The sequence below is a fragment of the Flavobacterium calami genome (genome assembly GCF_038290035.1).
Classification (GTDB): Bacteria; Bacteroidota; Bacteroidia; order Flavobacteriales; family Flavobacteriaceae; genus Flavobacterium; species Flavobacterium calami.
Genome location: NZ_JBBYHS010000005.1, coordinates 211,272 through 236,372, shown reverse-complemented (window position 1 = coordinate 236,372; position 25,101 = coordinate 211,272). Strand labels below are relative to the sequence as shown.

Below are 25,101 nucleotides of genomic sequence, written 5' to 3'. Positions count from 1 at the left end.
ATTGAAACAAAGCGGTGTGTAATGCACCGCTTTTTATTGTTATTATGAATAGACTAATAAAATCGCTTGTTTTCTTTGTTTTGTTATTTTTTTACGGATGTAAAGATTCTTCAAAAAAAGATATTATTAAATTTAAAAAAGTGGTTTCGGAGAAAAACAATGTTTTTACAATTCCTAAAAAAATAAAAGATGATTTTCTCCAAAAAGTTCCAACTTTTGAAATGATAAAAAAAGAAGATTATTCTAATTTATTTTGGGATTTTTACGACCAAAATAGTACTCCAAACGAATGTTATACTGATATTAACAATGACCAGATACTTGATTATGCTGTATTGTTAAAGAATGGTAATGAGTTAAAATTAGGAATCATTTTTTCTTCAGATAAAAAATATTTACATTGGATTTCTCCCTTTTCAATTGAGAATATAAATTCAGAAGGAGTGAATTTTTGTGTATCGGTAAAACCTGCAGGAAGAACAGATGTTGTGAAAAAAGTACCGGAATCTCTTGTAATAAAGAAAAACGGATTTCTTTTAAGAAATTTGGAGCAGGATTGTTTTATATTTTATGAAACCAATGGGCAAATAAAAACGTTTAAAATGCTTTAGAATAATTGATTTGATGAAACAATTTGATATTTATAAAATAGCTTTTTTTCTTGTTTTCATTTCTTTATTTTCTTGTAAAAATGAAGAAATAGTCGAAGATGTAGATGGTAACGAATATCATACAACGAGAATAGGAAAGCAAACCTGGATGGTAGAAAATCTTAGGGTTAGCCGGTTTAAAAATGGGGATTCAATTGAAAAGCTTAAGAGCAGTAAGGATTGGAAAAAGGTAAATCAGGCTGGATATTCTTTTTATAATAATGATGTTGATTTTGTGAAAGATTATGGTTTTTTGTATAATTACAACTGTCTGCAAGATAAGAGAGGAATTGCTCCGGAGGGCTGGAGGATTCCAACTGAAGAAGATTTAAGACAGCTGGAGTCGTTTATAAATTCAGATTCAATAGGATTTTTTTTGAAAGAAAAAGGAAATCAACATTGGTTGGCATCCGATGCAGTGGGAAATAATGCAACTGGTTTTAAAGCTTTGCCGGGAGGTTATCGGGATGAGGAGGGAGGTTTTTATATGCTTAAATCTAATGGGTATTATTGGACTGTTAATGGAAGTTTTGAATTCTACAATTGGAGTCACAGAATGTTTCAGGTTTTTGCTGATGTAAGAAGAGATAGTGTTTTTAGGCAATATGGTTTTTCAATAAAGTGTATTAAAGAAGAGTGATTTAAAAAGAAAATCCCGTTTTGAATAAAACAAAACGGGATTTAATATAAATTTTACAACTAATTACGCCAACATAGTAACTGGACTTTCGATGTATTGTTTTAATGTTTGTAAGAACTGAGCTCCGGTTGCTCCGTCAATTGTTCTGTGGTCACATGCTAATGATAACATCATTGTGTTTCCAACTACGATTTGACCGTTTTTAACTACTGGTTTCTCCACAATTGCACCTACAGAAAGGATGGCAGAGTTTGGTTGGTTGATAATTGAATTAAATTCAGTAATACCAAACATACCAAGGTTAGATACTGTAAAAGTACTTCCTTCCATTTCTTGTGGTCCTAATTTTTTGTTTTTAGCTCTTCCGGCAAGATCTCTTACTGAACCGCCAATTTGAGATAAGCTCATAGCGTCTGTAAATTTTAATACAGGAACAACTAATCCGTCTTCAACAGCTACAGCAACACCAATATTTACGTGGTGGTTGATGATAATAGCATCTTCTTTCCAGGTAGAGTTGATTTTTGGGTGTTTTTTCAATGCTAAAGCACAGGCTTTGATTACCATATCGTTGAAAGATACTTTTGTGTCCGGAACGCTGTTGATAGCAGCTCTTGCCTGCATTGCTTCATCCATACTAACTTCGATCACTAAGTTGTAGTGAGGTGCGGTGAATAAAGATTCAGAAAGACGTTTTGCAATGATTTTACGCATTTGAGAATTTTTGATCTCTTCTGTGTAAACTTCTCCGGCAGGAACAAATACTTTTGGAGCAGCTGGTGCAGAAGCTTCTTGTTTAGCAGCTGGTGCAGAAGCGGCAGTTTGCGTCTGATTTGATGGAGTAAAGTTCTCGATATCGCTTTTTACGATACGTCCGTTTTCTCCGGAACCTTTAACTTGAGATAATTGAATTCCTTTATCGGAAGCAATTTTCTTAGCTAATGGAGAAGCTAAAATTCTTCCATTTGAAGTTGTTTCAGCTGCCTGAGGCGCTTTCTCAGCAGCAGGAGCAGCTTTTGTCTCTTCAGCAGCAGGAGCGCTTGCGGTTGCAGTACCTCCGGCAGTAAAGTTATCCGCAATTCCGGAGATGTCAGTTCCTGCAGGTCCGATGATCGCTAATAAGCTGTCAACAGGAGCAGTGCTTCCTTCCTGAATTCCGATGTATAATAATGTTCCGGCATTGAAAGACTCAAACTCCATAGTAGCTTTGTCAGTTTCAATTTCGGCTAAAATATCACCTTCTGATACAGCATCGCCCACTTTTTTCAGCCATGTCGCTACAGTGCCTTCAGTCATTGTATCACTCAAACGAGGCATAGTTACAACTACAACTCCTTTTGGTAATTCAGTTGCTGCTTTTGCAGGAGCGGCAGTTTCTGTTTTTGCTTCAGCAGCAGGAGCATCCGCTTTTGGAGTCTCAGCTGCAGGAGCGTCACCACCGGCTAAAAGAGCTGAAATATCTTCTCCTTCTTTACCAATGATGGCTAATAATGAATCAACAGGAGCAGTTTCTCCAGCCTGAATCCCGATATGTAAAAGAGTTCCTTCGTTAAAAGATTCGAACTCCATTGTTGCTTTATCTGTTTCAATTTCAGCAAGGATATCTCCTTCACTAACTTTGTCGCCTACTTTTTTAAGCCAAGTCGCTACCGTTCCTTCCGTCATAGTATCGCTCAAACGAGGCATGGTTACTTTAATTGCCATAATTTTTTATAATTTATGAGGTGTAAATGGATAGTCTTCTTGTGCGTATACTACATCGTATAATTGTTGTAAGTCTGGGTATGGAGATTCTTCAGCGAATTTCTGACATTCTTCAACTAAGTCTTTAACTCTTTGGTCGATTACTTCAATTTCTTCCGCAGTAGCATATTTCTGATCCATAATTACATCAAGAACCTGAGTGATCGGATCGATTTTTTTGTACTCTTCGACCTCTTCTTTAGAACGGTATAATTGTGCATCAGACATAGAGTGTCCTCTGTAACGATACGTTTTCATTTCAAGGAAAGTTGGTCCGTCTCCGCGACGTGCTCTTTCCATAGCTTCGTGCATTGCTTCGGCAACTTTTACCGGGTTCATTCCGTCAACAGGTCCACAAGGCATTTCGTAACCTAAACCTAATTTCCAGATATCAGTATGGTTTGCAGTTCTTTCTACAGAAGTACCCATTGCATAACCATTGTTTTCAACGATAAATACAACTGGAAGTTTCCATAACATAGCCATGTTGAAAGCCTCGTGCAAAGAACCTTGTCTGGCAGCTCCATCACCAAAATAAGTTAAGGTAACACCGCCTGTATTAAAATATTTATCAGCAAAAGCTAAGCCAGCCCCTACAGGAATTTGTCCACCTACAATCCCGTGTCCTCCATAAAAACGGTGTTCTTTAGAGAAAATGTGCATAGAACCTCCCATACCTTTAGAAGTTCCTGTTGCTTTTCCTAAAAGTTCAGCCATAACGTTTCTGGGATCAACTCCCATGCCGATTGGCTGTACGTGGTTTCTGTAAGCAGTAATCATTTTATCTTTGGTCAAATCCATAGCGTGCAAAGCGCCTGCCAATACAGCTTCCTGACCATTGTAGAGGTGAAGAAATCCTCTGACTTTTTGTTGGATGTATAACGCTGCAAGTTTGTCTTCAAACTTTCTCCAAAGCAGCATGTCTTCATACCACTTTAAGTAAACCTCTTTTGTAACTTCTTTCATCTGAATTCTTTCTTTTGCTAAAGTTGTTTTTTTGTGTTATCAATTATTACCTATAACGCAAAATAGTTTCCTCCCACAAATTTGCGCCCGAAGGGTCGGGATGCAAAAATAAGACATTACATTTAAGAACTAAAATTTAAAAGCTACTTTTTGGCTTTTTTTACAAGAACTTTTTATCAAACATGAAAGGCAGTAGATTTTTAAGGGATGCTGACTGGTAAATTACCCCTGTTTCTCCCATAAAATAGATTTCTATAGGGGTGTCCTGTTTGATTTCATATTCTGCAATAGATTGTCTGCATGAACCACAAGGGGGAATTGGTGCCTGAGTTTGATTTGTGTCTGATGCGGCTGTAATTGCCATTTTTAAAATTTTAGCCTCAGGATAAATGCTTCCGGCGTGAAAAATTGCCACGCGTTCTGCACACAATCCCGATGGGTATGCCGCATTTTCCTGATTTGAGCCTAAAACAATTTTTCCGTTATCGAGTAGTAATGCAGCGCCTACCCTGAACTTAGAATAAGGGGCGTATGCTATTTTACGAATTTCTACAGCCTGATTCATTAAATCCTGGATATCATTTGGCAATTCCTGAAAGGTATCGAAAACCAAAAATGATGTTGTTATATTAATTTCTTTCATTCTTTTTATGGGAAAAAAAATCCAAATTCCTAAACAGGAATTTGGATTGATAATATTTTAATTTTATTTACGTGTTAATACTCTTCGTATTTATCTCCAAAGTTAAATGTCAATGAGAATCGAAGTGTGTTTTCTAAAGGGTTTTTTACTTTTGATGCAGAGAACAGATACGAAACGTCAACTTTTACAATGTTGTATTTGAATCCTGCTCCTAATGAGAAAAACTGAACGGCACCTTTCTCAGGGCTTTGGTGAAAATATCCTGCTCGCATAGAAAATGAATCCTGATAGGTGTATTCTCCTGAAAGGCTGTAGGTGATTTCTTTTAACTCTTCACTAAATCCGTCCGGGGCGTCATGAAAAGACTGGAACATTCCTTCTACCCAACCGATTGAATTGTATTTATTATTAGCTTCCTGAACACCATCGGTGGTTTCTCCTGGGTCAGTTGTGTCGCCATCGCCATTTAAATCTGTGGATGTAGGAACAGGGATTTGCGGAGTAGGAACAAGTAATTTTGTAAATTCAAGGCCTACAGATACTTTGTTGTAGTCATCTAATATGAAATCAAAACCACCTCCCAATCTTAAGTTTGCAGGAAGAAAGTTTGATCCATTATCAGAATCACTTAAGTCATAATTAATCTTTGGACCCATATTTTGAAAATTAAATCCGGCTCTCCATCTACCGTTAAAATCATTGTAGGCAATTTCTTCAGACTGATAAAATCCGGCAACATCAAAAGCAAATGATCTTGCTGCAGATAAACTCTGTCCTCCTGTTGTGATTCCTAAATTTGAACTAATGAATCTTGCGCCTACGGCCATTGAGAACATTTCGCTTAATTTTAGTGAATAAGATCCGTCTATTGCGTATTCTGATGGTTTAACTGTATTGGCTACATCAGTAGGATTGTCCCTAAGTTCGATGTCCCCGATACTAAAATAACGTACACTTCCGGCAAAAGCACTTCGTTCGTTAATTTTGTTGTAATAGGTTAGCTGACTTAATGAGATGTCATTTACTAAATCAGTCAGATAAGGGGTATAACTTACAGAGAAACCTTGTTTGTCAATTGAAAAAGCATATTTTGCGGGATTCCATTGTTGAGAGAATACGTCTGCCGATGTTGCAACACCCTGGTCACCCATACCGGCAGCTCTTGCGTCAGCCGCTACTTGCAGGAAGGGAACCCCTGTTGTGATAGGTCTGTCTTGTGCTTTCGCAAACGATATGATAAAATAAAACAATAAGAGAGATATTTTTTTCATTATAATTAAGTAAGTGTTAGTTTTTGTGTTAGTTGTGCAAATATATATTATAGAATAACAAGTTTTTCATACTTTTCTGCTTTTTTATTTGTTACATTTGATTTTACGGTGAGTTTGTAAATATAAACCCCTTTTCCTATTCTGTCTCCAAAATCATCTTTGCCGTCCCAGGTAATTTCTCTTGATAAAAAACCTTCGGTTGTAATAATTTGATTTTTTGTCCAGACTACTTTTCCTGTTATCGTCATAACCTGTACCTGAACATCTAAAGGTTCGTAAGGTTTGTTGTGGGAAAACCAAAACTGGGTATAGGTAGAAAATGGATTGGGGTAATTAAGAACATGGGTCAGTTCAAGTGATTCATCACCAACAACTACAAATTGTATTTCGCTTGTCACCGGATTGTTGTAAACATCCCAGGCTGTAAAAGTAATAGTGTGCATTCCGGCGGTTAGATTTCTTAATGGGAATCGTAGATTTCCATTGGAATAATCATCTAATTTTGTCTGATAATAATCATTCAGAATGTAAGGGTTACTAACGTCTCCATCTAGAACAGCAATGATGTCATGGCCGATTCCGCTTGCTGTATTAATTCCGTTTTCATCTTCAAGAAATGCTAAAAGAAACGGAGAAGTGTTTGTAATTCCTCCCGAAACGAATGTTTCATCGTTCATATATAACTTCACTTTTGGATTAATATTGTCCTGAGGGGCACTTTCGTTAATTCCTCCAATTTTTATGATATCATTATAACCCGACTGGTTTTCTAAAATGTCATTTTTTTTCGAATAAAAGCTAATTCTGCCATTGTTTACAGGGATCCGAATGTCTCTTGGAACAACAAAACTAAACTCGAACTGACCATTTGTTACAGAAGCGTTTCCTCTAAAAATGGTTTCCCCTAAAGTTTTAAACTGCATTGCCGGACTATAACCATCATTGTTAAGAGTTGTGCTGGTAATTAGTTTGTCAAAAATAGCGGTTGAAAGTTCTCCGTTGTAAGTGCTTAAAAGGTTGTTGTTTTCATCTGTAATTTCTCCTGAAATCTTAATTTTTGCTAAAGATTTGAAATCTTCAATGGTTCGGGAAACCGGTATGTCGTTTACTTTTGTTAAATTAATTCTGGGTTTTGGAATAGCCAGCATTATGGCAGGGTCTCCTAAATAAAAAACAACATTACTGGAGGAACTTGGGTTTTCGTTTTTTGAAATACGCAAAGCTTCGGCAATAGTTGTGTATTGGTTTGATCCATAAGACAAAAGATTTTTTGCCAAGATGTCATTGAAATTTTCAGCATTATACTGTCCTATAGAACGAATTGTACTAAGCATTGCAATAGCTCCTCCTTTTGGATTCCAGAAAGTGTATTCTCCCGCAGTTGGATGCGTAGGATCGTCAAATCGTGAAAACTCACAGGTTATGGTTATAAATAATGGATATCTGTATTGATTGTTTAGGTTTTGTCCGTCAGCTTTTTCCCAAATACGTTCAGTTGCTAGACCATCTTCACCGCCGTGACCTAAATAGTTAAAGACCAAAGCTCCTTTTTCGAAGGCATTAAATAGGTCTGTTCTGGCTTTCGGATATCTTGAACCTCCTGCTGATGCTTCTTGTGTATAAGAGTCCATAAGGATTTTGTCGATATTTAGAAATGGTTTTTCAGTAGTGATTTTGTCGGCTAAAGTATTTTGACGGGATTGTAATGTAGCATCGGAAAGTTTGTCTGAATCATCGCTGATTAAAACAAAATTATTTCGCCAGTTTCCATAAGATTTGCTATTGTGATATTCTAAAACTTTATTTACCATTTCCTCTGCCTGAACATTGTCGGAAACCAGCATTCTTCCTGTTGTAATATCGATTCCGCCAAAAAAAGAGGTTACATTTCCTTCGTTGTCATCCATCAGGCCAAAGAAATCGTCAGATGAAAAGGAAGATTCTCCGGTAGTGCTGCTATTTAACGAATGATAAATAGGTACGATGTTCGTATTGTTGGAAATTCGGTTTTTATAATCAAAAGAGGCATCACCAAAGAGATTCAGGTATTTTACTCTTTTGTCAGGTGACGAAGCGTTTTTATAAACATATTTTACACAGTTTCTGATTGCAGCAATATCTTGTTTTCCCGAAGAAAATTCCTGATAGATATTTTCAAGTGTAATAACTTTTACATTTAGTTTTGAATAATTTCTGTGAAAAGCAGCTAGTTTTTCTGCCTGAGAAAGTAAATTTTTAGGAGATATAATTAAGTAATCTATATCCTGAAAGGTGTTTTGAGTATTTCTTAAAAGAGTTCCTTTTAGGTTTTGATTGGCGATTTTAGATTGTCCTTCTTTTAAAGGAGTATAATAATCTCTCGGATCTATTGCAATGTATTTTCGGATTTCGCCTAAAGAAGCTTTGAAGCTAATAGTGTTTAGATTGCTATTCTCAATATTGGATACATTATATAGGTCTGTAATGTCCCAGATTTGGGAAATTGCTGAAGCGTCAGAAATAGTATAATTTACAATTCCGTTTGTAGAACCGGCAAGATCATACTGGAATAGAAATTGTTTTCCTGTTCCTTTTAGTTTTCTTTTAGCAATTAGATTAATGTAATCCAGATACCCTTTTGATCCGGGTACTCCGTTATTGTTATAGGTGAGTTTTATTTTTACGGTTTCAGAACCTGTAAAACTTGTTCCGGCAGGAAGATTTCCGGTGTAAAATTTTGTTTCGGAACCGCTCACTAGCGAACTGAAGGATATGTTTCCAATATTTTGACCATTAGCAGAAATTGCAAATGAAGTATTTGTAAAAGCAGCAGATGCAGTTAGAGTTTCGATTTTTATTGGAGTTGCAACTTCCAGATTTGGAAAGTTAAATTCGAATTCCTGCTCGTTATTGATTTCAAAAGATTCTCCAAACCATTGACGGCCGGTGTGTACAATATTAATAAGGTCGGTTTCATGGAACTGGTGATCGTCAAAAGTGTTTAATTCTAAGGTAGTGTTTCCTGAAGGCTGGGTTAAATTAGAAATTCTTTTTCCGTCACTTCCCGATGCGGTAATATAATAGTATGACTTGGTGTCATATAAGTTCAAATTGGTTTGGCTTTCGGAGTTCCAGTTGTTGATTCCTTCAGCATAAAAAAGGATATAATCATCATTATTAAAAACACCGTCGTTTTCGCCGATAACCTGAATGGCATTTTCAGTTAAGTCTTCCGGATAATATATATTGTTGGCTAAAGGAAGCATTCGCCCTCCATTTCCATAAATTTTAATTTTTCTGGGGTCGCTTTTGCCTGCATCAAAACCAAGGCTTTGTAAAAAAGATTTTGAAATCCTGTAGACGCCAGATTTTTCTACATAAAAACGATACCATTCGCCAGAGGATAATACAGAATTTGAGATAATATTTGATTTTGATGTAGAAACATTACTGTTGTTAGCCGAAGCATTGCCTGTAATTGAATAAGAAAAAGATTTGATTCTCTTGAAGCCATTTCCTTCTGAGATGATTGGAGATAGTGAAATAAAACCTTCTTTCTGATCTCTTGAAGTTGCAACTTTAAGTGTTTCGTTTGGCTGTTTAGGGATGTTGGTTAGCGATAAATCACCCAAATCCGATGCAGAAACAGATTCGTAAATTATGTTCGAAATTTCTACGTTGCTGGCGCCTGAGTAATCCGAATAATCGGTTTTGAAAAGTAAACTTATGGTTTTTTTAGTAATATCGTACCGGAAATAATTACCTGAAAAGTAAGGTATATTCGTTTTGAATTCGCCAAAATTCATTTCTTTTTTGCTGTGCCAGTCTATTGTGATCACCCCTTTTTTCTGAGAAAACAAGAAAAATGGAAGTAAAAAGAAATATAAAAATAAGGCTTGTTTCATAGTTAAAGAAAACGAAATTAATCTTAAAATATTTTAGTAAGTAAAAATATATTATTTAATGCAATAGTAATAATAAAAAGTATATTTTTGCGTTCGAAACTATAGGTTATTTTCTGGTAAAAACAGCTAAATAAAATTATTAGAACACATGTTGCCAATTAAATGTTAATTATTATATTGCAGCACCTAAATTTATCACCTAAGAATGAGTATGAAAGTAAACAAAATTGTAGCCTTGCAAGTAATGATGTCAATAGTTTTGATGTTAGGCACGGCTAGTTGTAGCAAAAAATCAAGTTCAAGCCACGCTTCAAGAGCAACTGGTTGGGATGTTGACAGTCAAAACGGAACGGCTGCTAGAAATGCAGGAAAAAAACAACAGGCAGGACCTGGTTTAGTTTTTGTTGAAGGAGGTACATTTACAATGGGTAAAGTACAGGATGATGTTATGCACGATTGGAATAACACACCAACTCAACAACACGTTCAGTCGTTTTACATGGATGAAACAGAGGTTACCAATGGTATGTATCTGGAATATCTGGAATGGCTGAAAAAAGTTTTCCCTCCGACAGAAGAAAGTTATAAAAATATTTATGCCGGGGCATCACCTGATACCTTAGTATGGAGAAATCGTTTAGGATATAACGAAACGATGACAAACAATTATTTAAGACACCCTGCTTATGCTAACTATCCTGTAGTTGGTGTTAACTGGATTCAGGCAGTTGAATTCAGTAAATGGAGAACAGACCGTGTAAATGAAGCAGTTTTAGAAAAAAGCGGATATATCAAAAAAGGAGCTAAAACAAATGACGTTAGTGCAGAAAGTTTGTTTACTACAGAAGGTTATGTAGCTTCTCCTTCTACTTCTTATGGAGGTAATGAAGAAATAGTATTAAAGAAAAGTCCTAACGGAAGAAGACCAAGAAAAGGAAAAGATGGTGCTGTAGAAGAACAGAAAAATGTTTATGCTCAGCGTTCTTCAGGTGTTATTTTACCTGAGTACAGACTTCCTACCGAAGCAGAATGGGAATATGCAGCGGCAGCAGATGTTGGACAAAGAGAATACAATATTTACAAAGGACAAAAGAAATATCCTTGGTCTGGAGATTATACTCGTTCTGCAAAACGTAAAAACAGAGGTGATCAATTGGCTAACTTTAAACAAGGAAACGGTGATTACGGTGGAATTGCAGGCTGGTCAGATGACGGAGCTGATATTACAAACAATGTAAAAAGTTATCCTGCAAATGATTTCGGATTATATGATATGGCCGGAAACGTTGCAGAATGGGTAGCCGATGTTTACAGACCTATAATTGATAATGAAGCAAATGATTTCAACTATTTCAGAGGTAATCAATATGCTAAAAATAAAATTGGAAAAGACGGTAAATTAGAAATTATCACAAAAGATAATATCAAATACACGACTTTAAGTAATGGTAAAGTAGTGGCTACAAACTTACCAGGAGAAATAGCTCAGGTTCCTGTTGATGAAAATGAAACATACCTGAGACAAAATTTCAGTAAAAGTGATAATATTAACTACAGAGATGGAGACAAACAATCTTCAAGATATTATGATTTTGGAGATGCAGAATCAGCTGAAGATGCTAAAAAAGAAGCAATGTACAACTCTCCGGTTCATAATGTTACTACAGATAGTTTAGGTAACATGGTAAGAAAATATGACAACTCAAGCAAAAGAACTACTTTAATAAACGATAATGCAAGAGTTTATAAAGGAGGTTCATGGAGAGACAGAGCTTACTGGTTGGATCCTGCACAAAGAAGATACTTCCCTCAGGATATGGCTACTGACTACATCGGATTTAGATGTGCAATGTCTAGAGTAGGTGCTAAAACTGAAAGAAGAAAATCACCAAGGAATTAAATTTTAAAAATTCCAAATAAAAAAATTCCAAATTCCAAAGCTGACTTCAGTAAGGAATTTGGAATTTTTTTATTGTTTTTTTCTATTTTTATAATCAAATAAATGTTTACAAAATGAATATTGAACAAATTCATGACTTGTTTTTAAAATGTAGATCCCTTTCAATTGATACACGTAAAATTGAAAAAGACTCCATGTTTTTTGCTATTAAGGGAGAAAATTTTGATGCTAATACCTTTGCGCACGAAGCCTTGGAACGTGGGGCTTTATTTGTTGTAATGGATAATCCCTCTTACCTGATTGATGAAAGGACTATTTTGGTACAAAATACGTTACAGACATTACAGGAATTAGCAAAATTTCATCGACAATATTTAAAAATTCCTATTGTCGCATTGACAGGTAGTAATGGCAAAACAACGACAAAAGAACTCATAAATGTTGTTTTGGCGCAAAAATACAACACAAAAGCGACTACAGGAAATTTGAATAACCATATTGGAGTTCCGTTGACATTACTGTCTTTTACCAGTGAGACAGAAATTGGAATAGTTGAAATGGGAGCCAATCATAAAAAAGAAATTGAGTTTTTATGTTCAATAGCGCAGCCGGATTATGGTTATATAACTAATTTTGGGAAAGCTCATTTAGAAGGTTTTGGTGGTGTTGAAGGAGTGATTGAAGGAAAAAGTGAGATGTACAAATACTTACTTGAAAACGATAAATTAGCTTTTGTTAATTTAGATGATGCCATTCAGGTTGAAAAATCTGAAAAAATAAAATCATTTACATTTGGATTACAGAATAGTCATGCTGATATTAATGTTCAGTCTGTAGAAGCAAATCCTTTTGTTGTCATTAATTTTAATGATTTTTTTGTAAAATCTAATCTGATCGGACTTTATAATGCCAACAATATTAATGCTGCCGTCGCAATTGGAAGCCTTTTTAAGGTTGATAACAACGATATCAAAACCGCAATTGAAAATTATGTTCCAATAAATAATCGATCCCAGTTATTAAAAAAAGAATCATTTGAAATTATTCTGGATGCTTATAATGCTAATCCGAGCAGTATGGCTGTGGCAATAACTAATTTTTTGCAATTAGACAATCAAAATAAGGTAATGATTTTAGGGGATATGTTTGAGCTTGGTGCCGAAAGTCAGCAAGAGCATAAAATTATTGTTGATACTTTAAACAAACAGAATAAATCTGTTTGTTATCTAATTGGAAAATCGTTTTACGAAAACCGTATTTCTAATGAAAACCTTCATTTTTTTAAAACCTTTGAGGATTTTTCCGAATTTTTGAAAAATAATAAATTCACTTCTCCAAGTAGTATATTGATTAAAGGCTCACGCGGTATGGCATTGGAAAGAACTTTGGATTTTCTTTAAACAGGCCTTTAAATGATTTGGATTAAGGCCTTAAATCACAATTTAAATGTATATTTTATGGTCTTAATCGAAACATTTAGAGAATTAGCGTTGTCTTTGCCTAATGCAGTTGAAGAACCTCATTTTGAGAAAACATCTTTTCGCATCAATAAAAAAATTTTCGCAACTTTTGATGAAAAGAATAATCGGGCTGTCTTAAAATTAAGCGAAATTGAGCAATCGGTTTTTTGTGCTTCAAGCGAAATGATTTTTTATCCGATACCGAATAAATGGGGAAAACAAGGCTGGACAATTGTTGAACTTTCAAAAGTCAGGGCAGATATGTTTGAAGATGCTTTAAAACTTTCATATCAAAACGTTGTTCCCAAAAAGAAACAATAAATTTATCTCACAATAGTTCTAAATGTCAAATTTACTCTGGGCTTTGAAGTAGTTTTTGTTGGAGGAAGACGATGTAGCCAATGTGTTTGAGTTTCATCTTTCATAACCAATAAACTGCCATGTTCTAAGATTAATGAAACTGTTTCTTTCGTTTCTTTATGTTTAAAAGCAAACTTACGTTCGGCTCCAAAACTTACAGAGCCAATTGCGCCATTCTTTTTTAAATCTTTTTCAGCATCACTGTGCCATGCCATTCCTTCTTCTCCAGAATGATACAAATTCAGCAGACAAGAATTGAAAGTTTCTCCCGTTTTTTCTTCAATAATAGCTTTTAGTTTTAATAGTTCAGGTGTCCAGGGAAGTGCCTTTTTTGTTGTATTGGAATACGTATATTCAAATTCTTTTTCGCCATACCAAGCCACTTTTCTTTTGGTTAAAATTAATTTTCCGAAGATAATTGCTTCGTCATTTTTCCATTCAATTGTATTCAATAAAATATCTCTGTAGAAATCAGCATCTTCTCTTGAAAATAATTTTCCGTAATAATTTACAGTTCCATCTTGAGGAAGTAAATTAGTGTTTTCGTTTGTTTCAGGATTAAATAAGTCCATTTTTCCAGTTTTGATATTCATTTTTCATACAATGCCCGCAAGGTCTGAAACCATTTTCTTTAGCATCATTTTCAGATAAAAAGAAAACCCTGTTTTCACGTTTCATTCTTTTTCCCGACGAACATTTTAGTTTCCCGTAGATTTTTAGTTTTTGGTTTCCACCAAAACAAATTTCTGCATTTTTAATTTTAATACGAAGATCTGAACCGGATATTTCAATATGCTTTATCATTTTATCTTATGGGTATTTTTATCGTAGAGACATACAGCAGTGGGTCTATCATATGGTGAATCTCTCGCAAAGTTGTGAAGGTGTAAAGTTTTTTTGACAAAGTTTCCATGCAGTTTGTCATTTCAAATGACATAAAATGAGAAAAAGACTTTGTGACTTTGCAAGATTAAAACTAAGACAACGCATCATGGAATATAATTCCGAGCGTGTAACGTTCACCAGAATGAATTTCACTTACACCATGTTTCATATTCACGCGATAATAACCTTTTGTACCTTTTTCAGGTCGGAAATTAGTTGTGAAAACCAAAATGTCACCCTTTTTAGGTTTTAAAACAATGGCTTTTGATTGTGCTCTAGGAGTTTGTTGTGTCAAAACAAATTCACCTCCCGTAAAATCTTTATCAGCTTCATTAAGAAAAAGAACAATCTGAATTGGGAAATACACGTCTCCGTACAAATCCTGATGTAAGGTGTTGAAACCGCCTTTGCCATATTTTAAGATTAAAACCGTTGCTTTAAACTGATTTTTATCATGACACTGCTGTAATAATTCTTCGTGTGTTTGAGGGTAAATCGTATTGATACTTAAAGCTTTCATCCAGGAATTGGCAATTGGAACCAGCTTTGGATAAATTGAAGTCCGGATATTCTGAATTAAATCCGGCAAAGGATAATCGAAATATTTGTACTCGCCTAAACCAAATCGATAACGTTCCATGACAACTGTTTTTCGATATAAAATTTCATTCATATACTCAGCTTTTAAAGCTTCCGACTCTTCATTTGTTAGAATATTTGAAATAATAGCAAAGCCATTTTCGTGCATAGATTCGGTGATCCTTTCCCAATCTTGAGAAGCAATTTTTTGTTGTATATTTTGCATAAAATTAAATTAATTTGTGTTCCAATTTTCATCGTAGAGACGCAATTTATTGCGTCTAACATCCTGTATTTCCACAAAGAATCTTTGTCGACAATTTTGTAGAGACGCAATGAATTGCGTCTCTACCCTTATTTCTGTAGAAATATTTTAATCAATAATCAATTGATGACTAAAATTGTTTTAAGGATTTGTTTGTGCGCTTTCCCAACCGATAATGGCTGTTTTTCGGGTATTCCCCCACATATAGCCTCCAAATGTTCCTGAAGACTGAATCACACGGTGACACGGAATTAAAAAGGCTACCGGATTACTGCCAATTGCTGTTCCAACCGCACGTGAGGCATTTGGTTTTTGTATTTGTTGTGCAATAGAAGCGTAAGTAGAAAGCTGTCCTAACGGAATTCTTAATAAAGCTTCCCAAACTTTCAACTGAAAATCGGTTCCTTTCAAATGTAGTTTTATTTCAGATAGTTTACTCCAGTCATTCTGAAAAATAAAAAGAGCATTTTGTTGTGCAAAATCTAACTTTTTAGAAAATTGTGCATTCGGAAATTTATCTTTTAGAGTGATGAATCCGCTCATTTCATCTTCTGCAAAAGCCATAAGACAAACTCCTTTAGAAGTTGAAGCCACAATAATATTCCCGAAAGGGCTTTCAGCAAAACTATAATTTATTTCCAGATTTTTACCACCGTTTTTATATTCTGCCGGAGTCATTCCTTCAATATTTACGAATAAATCATGTAAGCGGCTTGTTCCGGAAAGTCCGGTTTCATAGGCCGTTTCAGAAATGGTTGCCTGATTTTCTTTAAGCAATTTTTTAGCATGTTCAATGCTTATATATTGCAAAAACTTTTTCGGACTTGTGCCTGCCCAATCACTAAAAAGACGCTGAAAGTGAAACGGACTCAAATGTACTTTTTGGGCAACTTTGTCTAGATTGGGTTGTTCTTTAAAATTAGCTTTGATATACTCTATAGCTTCGGCGATACGGTTATAATTGATGGTTTCCTGTGTGTTCATCTTCTTTCCATTTTATAATACAAATATCGATTGGTTTTTAAAGGTGTAAAATCCGAAACTTGCGCAATTTTTTGTTTGTTTTGTTTCAGGTTGTATTGGAACGTGAAACCTGAAACGTGAAACAAATATTTATAATTCCTTTTCCATTTTATAATTGATGAGTTCAACATTCAGTCGGATGTTTTTTTGTTGAGCTTTTACAATAAAGCCTTTCTTTTCAAAATAAGGTTTTGCTGTAATACTAATATCTGAAGTTATAATTTTTGAATTCTGTTTTCTGGCTTCGAGTTCTAATTTTTTTAGGATTTTATCAGCAATTCCCTGTCTCTGAAAATCTTTATGAATGTAAAAGAAATCAATATAATTTCCGTCTTTCAAAGTTCCATAGCCTGCAATTTTATTTTTGATAAGGGCTAATACAACAAATTGTGTATTGATGACATCTATCCAACGATCCATATTTTGTACGCCATGAATCCAGACTTCAATTTGCGCTGTATTGTAATCGTTTTTACAAACTGACTGAATCGTTTCGACATACAGTTTCTGCATTTCATTTAAATCTGAAATTGTAGCGCTCCTGAAAATCATTTTAATTTTTTATGTTTTTTAATTGATTATTTTAGAACATCGTTAGCAGTTGATACACTGATCAGTTTATATCCATTTTCGGTTCTTAAAAACTCCAAATGATCCTGCTTAAGATAGGTTTTGTTTTTTGGGTTGATTACGACGTTTTTAACCGGATATTTCCAGTCTTTCGATTCATTACAATTGTTAAAATACCTTTCATATTCTTTCGATTCAAAAATAAATGGGTTTAATCCGTTGGTTGAAACAAAATAATCTGTTTTGGGATTTTTGAGTTCCTGAAGCTTTAATTTTAAGTAAGCGTGATTTTGATCTATAAATTTCGTTTTTGATTCGTTTAGCCATCCATCGGATTCTCTCCAATAGGATATTTTATCAAAAGAGTGTTTTTCCAGATTGGCTTTGGATAAATCAGAAAGCAATATGTTTTTTAACCAATGTTTAAATTCTTTCTCATAATTGATAAACGAATAATAGAATCCATCAACGCTAAGAAAACTATCTCTTGTTTCGTCTTTACTTGGTTGTTTTGATTTTTCTAAAGAATAAAAATTCAAATCATCATTATAAGGAAAATTTTCAATTAGGATATTATTCTGAATATCAATTAAGAAGTCGTCCCCGCCAGTCCAGAAAAAATATTCTCCATCTTTTTTCTTTTCAGCATCTTTCAAGGCATAAGCCATTCCGTTTCTAACTTTACTTAAAGAACTATATACTGCAGGAATTATGATCTTTCCTTCCCCATTAAAGATTCCCATTTTATCGGTTTTAGAATCATGAAATCTGATAGAAGCTTCGTTTTCACAATCGGGGGCATTATCAAAAACATATAAACTATCCCTTCCAATAACCTTTGCCTGTTTCGTTAAATAATAATTTTTCCATTTTCCATTTTCTTCTTCAGAGACTGCTATAATATTTTCGAATTTACGAGCAGTTGTAAAACCAGTAAATTTGGGTTCTATTTTGATTACTCCGTTTTTGTCTTTAAATCCGGTTAATGTTGTGTCTTTATTGAAAAATGCGATCCAGGGATCATCACTTTGAGCAAATGTCAAATGGCTGAAAAACGAGAATGCATAAAGAATGAGAATCTTTTTCATGAAAATTATTTGTAATAAAATATATACAACGCTTTTGAAAGGGAAATATTCTACAATTTAGGTATTAATTTCCTGAATACATGAAGGAAACAGATAAAGAGCAGGCTAAAAAGTAAAGCGGATATCCCGGCTTTAGGATGTTGAGTTTACGGATTGAATGATAGCCCAACACTAAAAAACAATCTTACTTTGTCGACATTGTTAATCCAGGATGCGTCAAAATGGATTGGGCCTAAAATTGACTGATAGGAAATAGATGCTCCTCCGGATATTACCATGCTAGGTTGGGTGTTATCATCCCAATTTCCTTTTGGATTAAATGCATGATCGATATAGTCATCAAAAGTGCCAAAGCCTACACTTGCAATATTAAAATGAGGGGTAAGATAAATTTTTCCGATTATATTTATTTGAGAACCAAGTTTGATTCCCATATATTGTGTAACATTTAGTTCGTCTTCATGCAGACCAGGAAACTGAAGACGATTACTGCCCGAGCTTGGAATAATACCGCCTAAAAAATATTTTGAAGCGTAACCAAATTCTGAAAATGAAATTTGATTTTCTTTTAATTTATCCTGAAAAATAAAATAAGAATCAAAGCCGACAATTCCTGTAATTTTCTTTTTTAAAGCTATTCTTTTTTCGAAACTTAGCCCAAATTTTGTGTAACCATTTGTTTTGCCGGAAACTTGTGTTAAATCTGGATCCGAAAAAGAGGCGTCAACATAAGTCAGGAATGATCGTGCTACATTCGATTTTATAAGGGTACCGTTTGTGGCAAAGAAAACTTTATCCATATCATTATAAGAATAATGTATATTGAATTCGATATTATTAAAACTGTAATTGTTTATTGAAATAGTGTTAGGATTGTATTCGCGGTCATATTTTGGTTTTAAATGAGTGTAGTGGTAGTTTAAGCCAAAACCAAAATAGCTTTTCAACGAATTTAAATTTCTGTTTATTTCATTGTTAAATTCAAAGGAGTTGTACAATATATTGTCTGAGGCATTGCCGTTAATGAAAATTTCTTGTCTTAAAAAAGCTCCATAAGCTTCAGATCCCCACCACCATTCTCTGTGTCCTCCGAAATTTTTTTGATAATTGATTCTTGCTTTTGGCTGTTCTGCAATATCTAAAGTCAAAAGAAGACGTGATGCATCTGCGAGAACGTTTCTTGCAGTGTAATTAAAAATGATCCCAACACCTCTGTAAGTGTCAAAATGTATTGATGTGTTTAACTGATTTTTTGCACGCTCAAATCCAAACAAGGTAATTCCGAGTTTGTTTTCATCTGTTGTAAAATAACTGTATGTAATCTCTTCAAAAAGATTGGTGCCCATCGCTCTGTTAATACCAGCTATTAAATCTTTTGTGGTGTATTTTACATGTGTTTTAAGATTGGCTCTTCCAACTACCAAAGGCATATTTTCCGGACTTATTTTTTTATAAACTATAGTATCCAGAATAAATTCTTTGGGCATATCTGGTAATTTGTGTGTTCGTTGCGGAAAACCTTTTAGTTTTTCAGACAAAGCGATCAACGCCGCAAGATTCTGATTTGTTGCAATTTTTCCGTCTTTGTAGATTTCATTGCTATCCGCAAAATCAGCAGTTGAGAAGCGTAAATGGGGTAAATGGTCAACCAATATTGTACAAAGATCCCGATTTGCAGGATTTTTGATATTGCTCGGAAACATACTGGTTTGCATTAATACGGTCATCAAATTGTTTAATTTGTCCATAGGTTCCATTCCTCCACCCACATCACTTCCAATAATAATGTCGGCACCCATTTTTTGGGCAATGTCAGTGGGGAAATTATTTAACACTCCTCCGTCAACTAATACTGTTTTTTCGTAAGGCATGGGCTTAAATACAGCAGGCAAAGACATACTGGCACGCATGGCATACGCTAAACTGCCTTTACTTAAAACAACTTCTTTACCTTCTACCAAGTCGGTAGCCATAGCTCTAAAAGGGATCGGAAGGCTATCGAAATCCCTAATATTATAGACCGGAAAAGTTAATTCAGAAAGATATTCCCTAAGGTTTTGATCATTTAAAAGAGAGCCAACACTGTTGAGTTTTCCATCTTTAACACCTATTCCGACTAAATATTTTTGAAATTCTCTTTTTTCTTCAGCACTTACAGATTGCAGCGATTGACCTCCGCCAAGAAGCTTGTCCCAATAAATATTTTTGGTAATTTTTTCGATGCTGTCACCTGAATATCCCATGGCGTACAAACCGCCAATTATGCTACCCATACTGTTTCCAACAATAAGATCGGGAACAATGTGCAGAGAATCCAGTTTTTGCAAAAGCGGAATATGGGCAATTCCTTTTGCTCCACCGCCGCTTAATACCAAAACGACCTTAGGTTTTTTTTCCTGAGAAAAAAGAATGTGCGGAAGACATAATAAAAATAAGAAGACGAGTAAACAAGATATTTTTTTCAAGTTTTTACTATTTAAGTATTTGATAAATAGATTCTTATTCTGGGTATTAAAAGTAAGCAGATATTTATAAAAGTGCAATTTTTTGATAAAAATGTTTTGGCTGAAATATAAAAACAGAAAACCCGACAGATTTTTTAAAACCTGTCGGGTTTGAAATATGTAATCAAAGATATCTAAAATCTAATATCTGTAATATTCTGGTTTAAACGGACCGTGAACTTCAACACCAATATAAGCAGCCTGATCTTCTCTTAGAACTTCAAGTTCAACGCCTAATTTAGCTAAGTGCAAAGCAGCCACTTTTTCATCTAAATGTTTTGGTAACATGTACACTTCGTTTTTGTAAGCTGCACTGTTGTTCCATAATTCGATTTGAGCCAAAGTCTGGTTTGTAAATGAGTTACTCATTACAAAACTTGGGTGACCAGTAGCACAGCCAAGGTTTACTAAACGACCTTCAGCCAGGATGATGATATCTTTGCCGTTGATGTTATATTTGTCAACCTGAGGTTTGATTTCGATTTTTGATGCACCGTGGTTTTTGTTCAACCAAGCCATATCAATTTCGTTATCAAAGTGACCGATGTTACAAACAACAGTTTTGTCTTTCATTTGCTCGAAATGACGTCCAAGTACGATATCTTTATTTCCTGTAGTAGTAATGATGATATCAGCATTAGCAATTACAGTATCTAATTTTTTAACTTCATAACCGTCCATTGCAGCTTGTAAAGCACAAATTGGATCAATTTCAGTAACAGTTACAATAGATCCCGCACCTCTAAAAGAAGCAGCAGTTCCTTTTCCAACATCACCATATCCACAAACGATTACTCTTTTTCCAGCCAACATTAAGTCAGTTGCACGACGAACAGCATCTACAGCAGATTCTTTACATCCGTATTTGTTATCAAATTTAGATTTAGTAACAGAGTCGTTAATGTTGATAGCAGGCATTGGTAATGTTCCTGCTTTTACTCTTTCGTACAGTCTGTGAACACCAGTTGTAGTTTCTTCAGAAAGACCTTTAATTCCAGGAACCAATTCCGGGTAACGATCGATAACCATGTTAGTTAAATCTCCACCATCATCAAGAATCATGTTCAATGGTTTTCTGTCTTCACCAAAGAATAAAGTCTGCTCAATACACCAGTCAAATTCTTCTTCATTAAGACCTTTCCATGCATAAACAGAGATTCCGGCAGCAGCAATTGCAGCAGCAGCCTGATCCTGAGTAGAGAAAATGTTACAAGAAGACCAGGTAACTTCAGCACCAAGAGCAATTAAAGTCTCGATTAAAACTGCAGTTTGGATCGTCATGTGCAAACATCCGGCAATACGAGCACCTTTAAGAGGTTGTTCATCTTTATATTCAGCACGAAGCGCCATTAAACCTGGCATTTCAGCCTCAGCCAATTCAATTTCTTTTCTTCCCCAGGCAGCCAGAGAAATGTCTTTTACTTTGAAAGCCACATATGGCGTAGTCGTTGTACTCATTTTTTATAGTATATTTGTATTACTTCGTCCGTTCGCCTTTCGGGCTCGGGTGTAAAATTTTTGCAAATTTACATAATAGCTTTTTATTTTTTACAACTTTCTGTAAGATTTGTGAAATGTTTAATTTCTTAATCTTTAGAATGTTAGTTCCGGGCTGTATTTGTCATATTTGGATAATCGAAGTTAGAAGCCAATCCTGCTGTCCGCTGTATCTTTTATGGTGAACCCCACCATAAAAGGATGCCGCTCCCATCAGGGCTAGACCAGAGTTCAATGGATAAGTTATTTTCAAAAAGAAATAATTTACAATTTATCATTCATAATTTATAATTAAAAGAAATGCCTTTATTTCAGACCATACAATGCAATGAATCTACCAAAATTTTAATCTGGGAAATAACAGAATCTTTTGATGAACTAAGGAGTAAAGTGGTTTTAAAAGAAAAAACACAAGCCAGGCTGGACGGAATGAAGTCTGAAATGCATCAGCGTGCTTTTTTGAGTGTTCGAATGCTGATTCAGGAAATGGGTTTTACAGATAAAGATTTACATTATGACGAATTCGGAAAACCTTATTTTGATTGTCATAACTATATTTCAATAACGCATTCGTATCATTTTGCGGCCATAATTATAAGCCACGAAACTGTAGGGATTGATATGGAATTGCAGCGCGAAAAAATTCAGAGAATTGCAGATAAATTTACCGATTTTGAATGCAATTATTTAAAACCTCAATTTACTGAAGAGTATATTAAAAAACTTACCGTAATCTGGGGAGCCAAAGAAGCCATCTTTAAAATCAGAAACGAAAAAGGAATCAGTTTTAAAGATCATATTAATGTAAACAATTTTTCTCTAAAGGAATCCCAAACCCAGGCAAGTCTTCATTTTGATGATCTGACAAAAGATTTTAATGTGCATTATCAGGAAATTGAGTCAGATAATTTTGAGGGTAAGTTTACTTTGGTTTATGCTTTTGAGAAGTAGTTTATTGGTCGCAGTCGCAGTGACAGTTTTCAGTTTTTAAATTTCACTTTCTTTTTGACGATGCTGAAACATACTCATATATAAAAAAGTACTCATTTTTCTGGCGCGTCTTTTCAGCGTATCGGCATTTTCGCCTTCAAAATATTCATCAATAGTCTGAAACCAGTGGTTTAGCCAGATTCCGAATTCATTTGAAGTAATTTTGCCCTCAAAATGAGCATCAATTTCATTATGAACAACAAGAGGATTTCCATTGTATTTTTTTACCCCAAATAAGTTCATCTCCCAGAAATCAGTTAGTTTTTCGAGATGTGCATTCCAATCAGAAATAATTTCATTAAAATAAAAGCCGATTTCCTTATCGGCTCTTATTTTAGTGTAGAACTGATGTACTAATAAAGAAATATCAGCTCTGGTTTCTATTCGTTTTTTCACAATACAAAACTATTTAAAAAGATAAATAAAACACTAATAAAAGTGCTCGCAAGAATAAAATTAAAGATAACTTTGTGTTTCATTTGTGCCAAAATAGAGGTGTTTGCAAAAACACAAGCCAGAACAATAATAGCCAACTGAATCATTTGCGGTATTGAAGTTCCGTTTGCAAGTACATACATTGCTGCAGCACCTCCTAAACAGCTTTGAGCAATTACTGCCATAGCAGCAGAACCCATATAGTTTTTATTGAAAATCTCGAAAGTGGTTTGATATAGTGTCATGATATTGAGTTTTTTATATCAACAAAGGTACATGCACAATACCGCTCCATTTTATGACTTAAATCATAAAACAGGAACTTTTTTATCGGTATACTTTTCGGTTTATAATCTTCAATTCGCCTTTTTTCTCTAAATTTTTTATTGTTCTGATTACCGTTTCGACACGTAATCCAGTCAGGTCTCCAATTTGTTGTCTGGTGAAATTGATGAGATAGCCATTTTTATCTTTTTTAAAATTAAAATACACAATTCCGTGATCGATTAATTTTAAAACGCGATGTTCTGGCTCCTGTGTCGAAATCTCGGCTGCCATAACTGATTTATAGTATAATCTCTGGGCTAAATTTTCGATTATTTTAATGCTGATTTTTGGGTTTTCTTCCAGCAGTTTCATGAAGTTTGCTTTTGGAAGAACAAAAATTTCAGTGTCTTCAACTGCAATAGCATTGGCGGGATATTTTTGATTTAAAAATAAAGGAGGTTCACCAAACGACTGGTTTTTATAAAATATTCCCTGAATAAACTCCCGTCCGTCATCATTATAATTACTCATTTTTACTTCACCCAAAAAAATCTGAAAGTAGTTTGAAGGAAAAATCCCTTCTTCAAAAATAACTTGATTTTTGTCGAAAGATTTTTTCAAAGCACCATGTTTTTCTAATAATTCAGGGGTAATCATAGGGTTGTTTCTTTGGTTGTTAAAAGCAGTTATACAAATATAATTTATTCAAAATAGTTCTTCGGCTTTAAAAAACTTTTACTTTTACATCCATTATGGAGCAAAAATTACTTAATATACACCAACAGATTCTAGAAGCCAAAAGGCAAGGACAGAAGCTGCTGGCTATACTTTTAGACCCTGATAAAATCGTATTAGGAAATCTGGATAGTTTAATCCAAAAAATTAATCAGTCTCCTGCAACCCATATTTTTGTGGGAGGAAGCATTGTCAAGGCCACCATTTTGGAAGAATTAATTGCTCAGTTAAAACAAAAAACAAACTTGCCCGTTGTTATATTTCCGGGTGATCCGTCACAGATTTCACCTCATGCCGATGCTATTTTGTTTCTGTCATTATTGTCAGGTAGAAATCCGGATTATTTGATTGAATATCAAGTTCAGGCTGCGCCAATTTTAAAAAAAACCAATCTGGAAGTGATTTCGACAGGATATATTTTGATTGAAAGCGGTAATGAAACTGCCGTTGCACGTGTTAGTAAAACAAAGCCGCTTAATCGTGAAAATTTTGATTTGGTTCTGGCCACGGCTCAGGCAGGAGAAATGTTAGGAAATAAATTAATGTATTTAGAAGCCGGAAGCGGAGCCAAAAATGCAGTACCTCTAAAAATGATTCAGTTAATAGCAAAAAATATCGAAATACCAATAATTGTTGGCGGTGGAATTACAGATTTACACGGAATTCAAAAAGCTTACAAAGCAGGTGCTGACTTAGTCGTTATTGGCACTGCATTTGAAAATGACAGCCATTTTTTTGAACTTTAA

23 protein-coding genes are annotated in these 25,101 nt (G+C 34.6%); 7 read left to right on the top strand and 16 right to left on the bottom strand.

Annotation, left to right across the window (positions count from 1 at the left end):
- Positions 1 to 44 precede the first annotated feature (44 nt).
- Together AAEO57_RS06420 and AAEO57_RS06415 are read left to right on the top strand one after the other, a co-directional pair.
- Positions 45 to 611, top strand: a complete 567-nt coding sequence (locus AAEO57_RS06420) for a hypothetical protein (protein WP_341690712.1) — start codon at positions 45 to 47, stop codon at positions 609 to 611.
- A 13-nt stretch (positions 612 to 624) separates the two neighbouring features.
- Positions 625 to 1,290 carry a fibrobacter succinogenes major paralogous domain-containing protein gene (locus tag AAEO57_RS06415; protein WP_341690710.1) on the top strand — a complete coding sequence of 222 codons (666 nt, stop codon included), beginning with the start codon at positions 625 to 627 and terminating at the stop codon, positions 1,288 to 1,290.
- Between the two features lie 63 nt (positions 1,291 to 1,353).
- Here AAEO57_RS06415 and AAEO57_RS06410 read toward each other — a convergent pair whose 3' ends face one another.
- The 5 genes from AAEO57_RS06410 to porU all read right to left on the bottom strand — a co-directional run bounded on the left by AAEO57_RS06410 (position 1,354) and on the right by porU (position 9,797).
- Complete coding sequence (locus AAEO57_RS06410; protein ID WP_341690707.1) at positions 1,354 to 2,994, bottom strand: pyruvate dehydrogenase complex dihydrolipoamide acetyltransferase; 1,641 nt, start codon at positions 2,992 to 2,994, stop codon at positions 1,354 to 1,356.
- A gap of 6 nt (positions 2,995 to 3,000) precedes the next feature.
- The gene (gene pdhA, locus AAEO57_RS06405; protein ID WP_341690705.1) at positions 3,001 to 3,999 is read right to left on the bottom strand and encodes a pyruvate dehydrogenase (acetyl-transferring) E1 component subunit alpha; all 999 of its coding nucleotides are present in this window, start codon (positions 3,997 to 3,999) and stop codon (positions 3,001 to 3,003) included.
- A 160-nt stretch (positions 4,000 to 4,159) separates the two neighbouring features.
- A complete protein-coding gene (cdd, locus tag AAEO57_RS06400; protein ID WP_341690703.1) occupies positions 4,160 to 4,642 on the bottom strand; it encodes a cytidine deaminase in 483 nt (160 codons plus the stop codon).
- Between the two features lie 74 nt (positions 4,643 to 4,716).
- Positions 4,717 to 5,913, bottom strand: coding sequence for a type IX secretion system outer membrane channel protein PorV (gene porV, locus AAEO57_RS06395; RefSeq protein WP_341690701.1), 1,197 nt, complete (start codon positions 5,911 to 5,913; stop codon positions 4,717 to 4,719).
- 47 nt (positions 5,914 to 5,960) lie between these two features.
- Entirely contained in the window at positions 5,961 to 9,797 is a 3,837-nt protein-coding gene (gene porU / locus AAEO57_RS06390; RefSeq protein ID WP_341690699.1) for a type IX secretion system sortase PorU, read from the bottom strand.
- Positions 9,798 to 10,008: 211 nt separating this feature from the next.
- Here porU and gldJ point away from each other — a divergent pair, with 211 nt between their 5' ends.
- The 3 genes from gldJ (at position 10,009) to AAEO57_RS06375 (ending at position 13,478) form a co-directional block, all read left to right on the top strand.
- Positions 10,009 to 11,697: a gliding motility lipoprotein GldJ gene (gldJ, locus tag AAEO57_RS06385; protein WP_341690729.1), complete on the top strand. Its 1,689-nt coding sequence runs from the start codon at positions 10,009 to 10,011 to the stop codon at positions 11,695 to 11,697.
- Between the two features lie 113 nt (positions 11,698 to 11,810).
- Positions 11,811 to 13,097 (top strand): UDP-N-acetylmuramoyl-tripeptide--D-alanyl-D-alanine ligase, encoded by a 1,287-nt coding sequence (locus AAEO57_RS06380; protein WP_341690697.1) that lies wholly within the window; start codon positions 11,811 to 11,813, stop codon positions 13,095 to 13,097.
- A 12-nt stretch (positions 13,098 to 13,109) separates the two neighbouring features.
- Complete coding sequence (locus AAEO57_RS06375) at positions 13,110 to 13,478, top strand: MmcQ/YjbR family DNA-binding protein (protein WP_341690694.1); 369 nt, start codon at positions 13,110 to 13,112, stop codon at positions 13,476 to 13,478.
- Between the two features lie 2 nt (positions 13,479 to 13,480).
- Here the strand turns inward: AAEO57_RS06375 and AAEO57_RS06370 are convergent, their stop codons facing one another.
- The 8 genes from AAEO57_RS06370 to ahcY all read right to left on the bottom strand — a co-directional run bounded on the left by AAEO57_RS06370 (position 13,481) and on the right by ahcY (position 21,889).
- The gene (locus AAEO57_RS06370) at positions 13,481 to 14,089 is read right to left on the bottom strand and encodes an alpha-ketoglutarate-dependent dioxygenase AlkB family protein (protein WP_341690692.1); all 609 of its coding nucleotides are present in this window, start codon (positions 14,087 to 14,089) and stop codon (positions 13,481 to 13,483) included.
- Complete coding sequence (locus tag AAEO57_RS06365) at positions 14,076 to 14,321, bottom strand: Ada metal-binding domain-containing protein (protein ID WP_341690690.1); 246 nt, start codon at positions 14,319 to 14,321, stop codon at positions 14,076 to 14,078. Before AAEO57_RS06365 ends, AAEO57_RS06370 begins: the two co-directional genes overlap by 14 nt.
- 172 nt (positions 14,322 to 14,493) lie before the next feature.
- On the bottom strand, positions 14,494 to 15,207 hold the full coding sequence (locus tag AAEO57_RS06360; RefSeq protein ID WP_341690688.1) for a 2OG-Fe(II) oxygenase: 714 nt from the start codon (positions 15,205 to 15,207) through the stop codon (positions 14,494 to 14,496).
- A gap of 180 nt (positions 15,208 to 15,387) precedes the next feature.
- Positions 15,388 to 16,230 carry a bifunctional helix-turn-helix domain-containing protein/methylated-DNA--[protein]-cysteine S-methyltransferase gene (locus tag AAEO57_RS06355; RefSeq protein ID WP_341690686.1) on the bottom strand — a complete coding sequence of 281 codons (843 nt, stop codon included), beginning with the start codon at positions 16,228 to 16,230 and terminating at the stop codon, positions 15,388 to 15,390.
- Between the two features lie 129 nt (positions 16,231 to 16,359).
- A complete protein-coding gene (locus AAEO57_RS06350; RefSeq protein ID WP_341690684.1) occupies positions 16,360 to 16,821 on the bottom strand; it encodes a GNAT family N-acetyltransferase in 462 nt (153 codons plus the stop codon).
- 26 nt (positions 16,822 to 16,847) lie between these two features.
- Positions 16,848 to 17,927 (bottom strand): WG repeat-containing protein, encoded by a 1,080-nt coding sequence (locus AAEO57_RS06345; RefSeq protein WP_341690682.1) that lies wholly within the window; start codon positions 17,925 to 17,927, stop codon positions 16,848 to 16,850.
- A 146-nt stretch (positions 17,928 to 18,073) separates the two neighbouring features.
- A complete protein-coding gene (locus AAEO57_RS06340; RefSeq protein WP_341690679.1) occupies positions 18,074 to 20,392 on the bottom strand; it encodes a patatin-like phospholipase family protein in 2,319 nt (772 codons plus the stop codon).
- Positions 20,393 to 20,572: 180 nt separating this feature from the next.
- Entirely contained in the window at positions 20,573 to 21,889 is a 1,317-nt protein-coding gene (gene ahcY, locus AAEO57_RS06335; RefSeq protein WP_341690677.1) for an adenosylhomocysteinase, read from the bottom strand.
- Positions 21,890 to 22,228: 339 nt separating this feature from the next.
- Between ahcY and AAEO57_RS06330 the strand changes: the two genes are divergently transcribed.
- The gene (locus AAEO57_RS06330; protein WP_341690675.1) at positions 22,229 to 22,879 is read left to right on the top strand and encodes a 4'-phosphopantetheinyl transferase family protein; all 651 of its coding nucleotides are present in this window, start codon (positions 22,229 to 22,231) and stop codon (positions 22,877 to 22,879) included.
- Between the two features lie 36 nt (positions 22,880 to 22,915).
- On the opposite strand, the gene AAEO57_RS06325 is transcribed toward AAEO57_RS06330, so the two are convergent.
- The 3 genes from AAEO57_RS06325 to AAEO57_RS06315 form a co-directional block, all read right to left on the bottom strand.
- A complete protein-coding gene (locus AAEO57_RS06325) occupies positions 22,916 to 23,314 on the bottom strand; it encodes a group III truncated hemoglobin (RefSeq protein ID WP_341690672.1) in 399 nt (132 codons plus the stop codon).
- Positions 23,311 to 23,598 (bottom strand): hypothetical protein, encoded by a 288-nt coding sequence (locus tag AAEO57_RS06320; protein WP_341690670.1) that lies wholly within the window; start codon positions 23,596 to 23,598, stop codon positions 23,311 to 23,313. Before AAEO57_RS06320 ends, AAEO57_RS06325 begins: the two co-directional genes overlap by 4 nt.
- An 82-nt stretch (positions 23,599 to 23,680) precedes the next feature.
- Entirely contained in the window at positions 23,681 to 24,277 is a 597-nt protein-coding gene (locus AAEO57_RS06315) for a Crp/Fnr family transcriptional regulator (protein ID WP_341690667.1), read from the bottom strand.
- Positions 24,278 to 24,372: 95 nt separating this feature from the next.
- On the opposite strand from AAEO57_RS06315, the gene AAEO57_RS06310 reads away from it, so the two are divergent.
- Positions 24,373 to 25,101, top strand: a complete 729-nt coding sequence (locus tag AAEO57_RS06310) for a phosphoglycerol geranylgeranyltransferase (RefSeq protein WP_341690665.1) — start codon at positions 24,373 to 24,375, stop codon at positions 25,099 to 25,101.

Excerpts from the sequence above, each read along its gene's own strand:
- AAEO57_RS06420 (WP_341690712.1), top strand. The coding sequence starts at position 45 with ATGAATAGACTAATAAAATCGCTTGTTTTCTTTGTTTTGTTATTTTTT.
- AAEO57_RS06415 (WP_341690710.1), top strand. The coding sequence starts at position 625 with ATGAAACAATTTGATATTTATAAAATAGCTTTTTTTCTTGTTTTCATT.
- AAEO57_RS06410 (WP_341690707.1), bottom strand. The coding sequence starts at position 2,994 with ATGGCAATTAAAGTAACCATGCCTCGTTTGAGCGATACTATGACGGAA.
- pdhA (WP_341690705.1), bottom strand. The coding sequence starts at position 3,999 with ATGAAAGAAGTTACAAAAGAGGTTTACTTAAAGTGGTATGAAGACATG.
- cdd (WP_341690703.1), bottom strand. The coding sequence starts at position 4,642 with ATGAAAGAAATTAATATAACAACATCATTTTTGGTTTTCGATACCTTT.
- porV (WP_341690701.1), bottom strand. The coding sequence starts at position 5,913 with ATGAAAAAAATATCTCTCTTATTGTTTTATTTTATCATATCGTTTGCG.
- porU (WP_341690699.1), bottom strand. The coding sequence starts at position 9,797 with ATGAAACAAGCCTTATTTTTATATTTCTTTTTACTTCCATTTTTCTTG.
- gldJ (WP_341690729.1), top strand. The coding sequence starts at position 10,009 with ATGAAAGTAAACAAAATTGTAGCCTTGCAAGTAATGATGTCAATAGTT.
- AAEO57_RS06380 (WP_341690697.1), top strand. The coding sequence starts at position 11,811 with ATGAATATTGAACAAATTCATGACTTGTTTTTAAAATGTAGATCCCTT.
- AAEO57_RS06375 (WP_341690694.1), top strand. The coding sequence starts at position 13,110 with ATGATTTGGATTAAGGCCTTAAATCACAATTTAAATGTATATTTTATG.
- AAEO57_RS06370 (WP_341690692.1), bottom strand. The coding sequence starts at position 14,089 with ATGGACTTATTTAATCCTGAAACAAACGAAAACACTAATTTACTTCCT.
- AAEO57_RS06365 (WP_341690690.1), bottom strand. The coding sequence starts at position 14,321 with ATGATAAAGCATATTGAAATATCCGGTTCAGATCTTCGTATTAAAATT.
- AAEO57_RS06360 (WP_341690688.1), bottom strand. The coding sequence starts at position 15,207 with ATGCAAAATATACAACAAAAAATTGCTTCTCAAGATTGGGAAAGGATC.
- AAEO57_RS06355 (WP_341690686.1), bottom strand. The coding sequence starts at position 16,230 with ATGAACACACAGGAAACCATCAATTATAACCGTATCGCCGAAGCTATA.
- AAEO57_RS06350 (WP_341690684.1), bottom strand. The coding sequence starts at position 16,821 with ATGATTTTCAGGAGCGCTACAATTTCAGATTTAAATGAAATGCAGAAA.
- AAEO57_RS06345 (WP_341690682.1), bottom strand. The coding sequence starts at position 17,927 with ATGAAAAAGATTCTCATTCTTTATGCATTCTCGTTTTTCAGCCATTTG.
- ahcY (WP_341690677.1), bottom strand. The coding sequence starts at position 21,889 with ATGAGTACAACGACTACGCCATATGTGGCTTTCAAAGTAAAAGACATT.
- AAEO57_RS06330 (WP_341690675.1), top strand. The coding sequence starts at position 22,229 with ATGCCTTTATTTCAGACCATACAATGCAATGAATCTACCAAAATTTTA.
- AAEO57_RS06320 (WP_341690670.1), bottom strand. The coding sequence starts at position 23,598 with ATGACACTATATCAAACCACTTTCGAGATTTTCAATAAAAACTATATG.
- AAEO57_RS06315 (WP_341690667.1), bottom strand. The coding sequence starts at position 24,277 with ATGATTACCCCTGAATTATTAGAAAAACATGGTGCTTTGAAAAAATCT.
- AAEO57_RS06310 (WP_341690665.1), top strand. The coding sequence starts at position 24,373 with ATGGAGCAAAAATTACTTAATATACACCAACAGATTCTAGAAGCCAAA.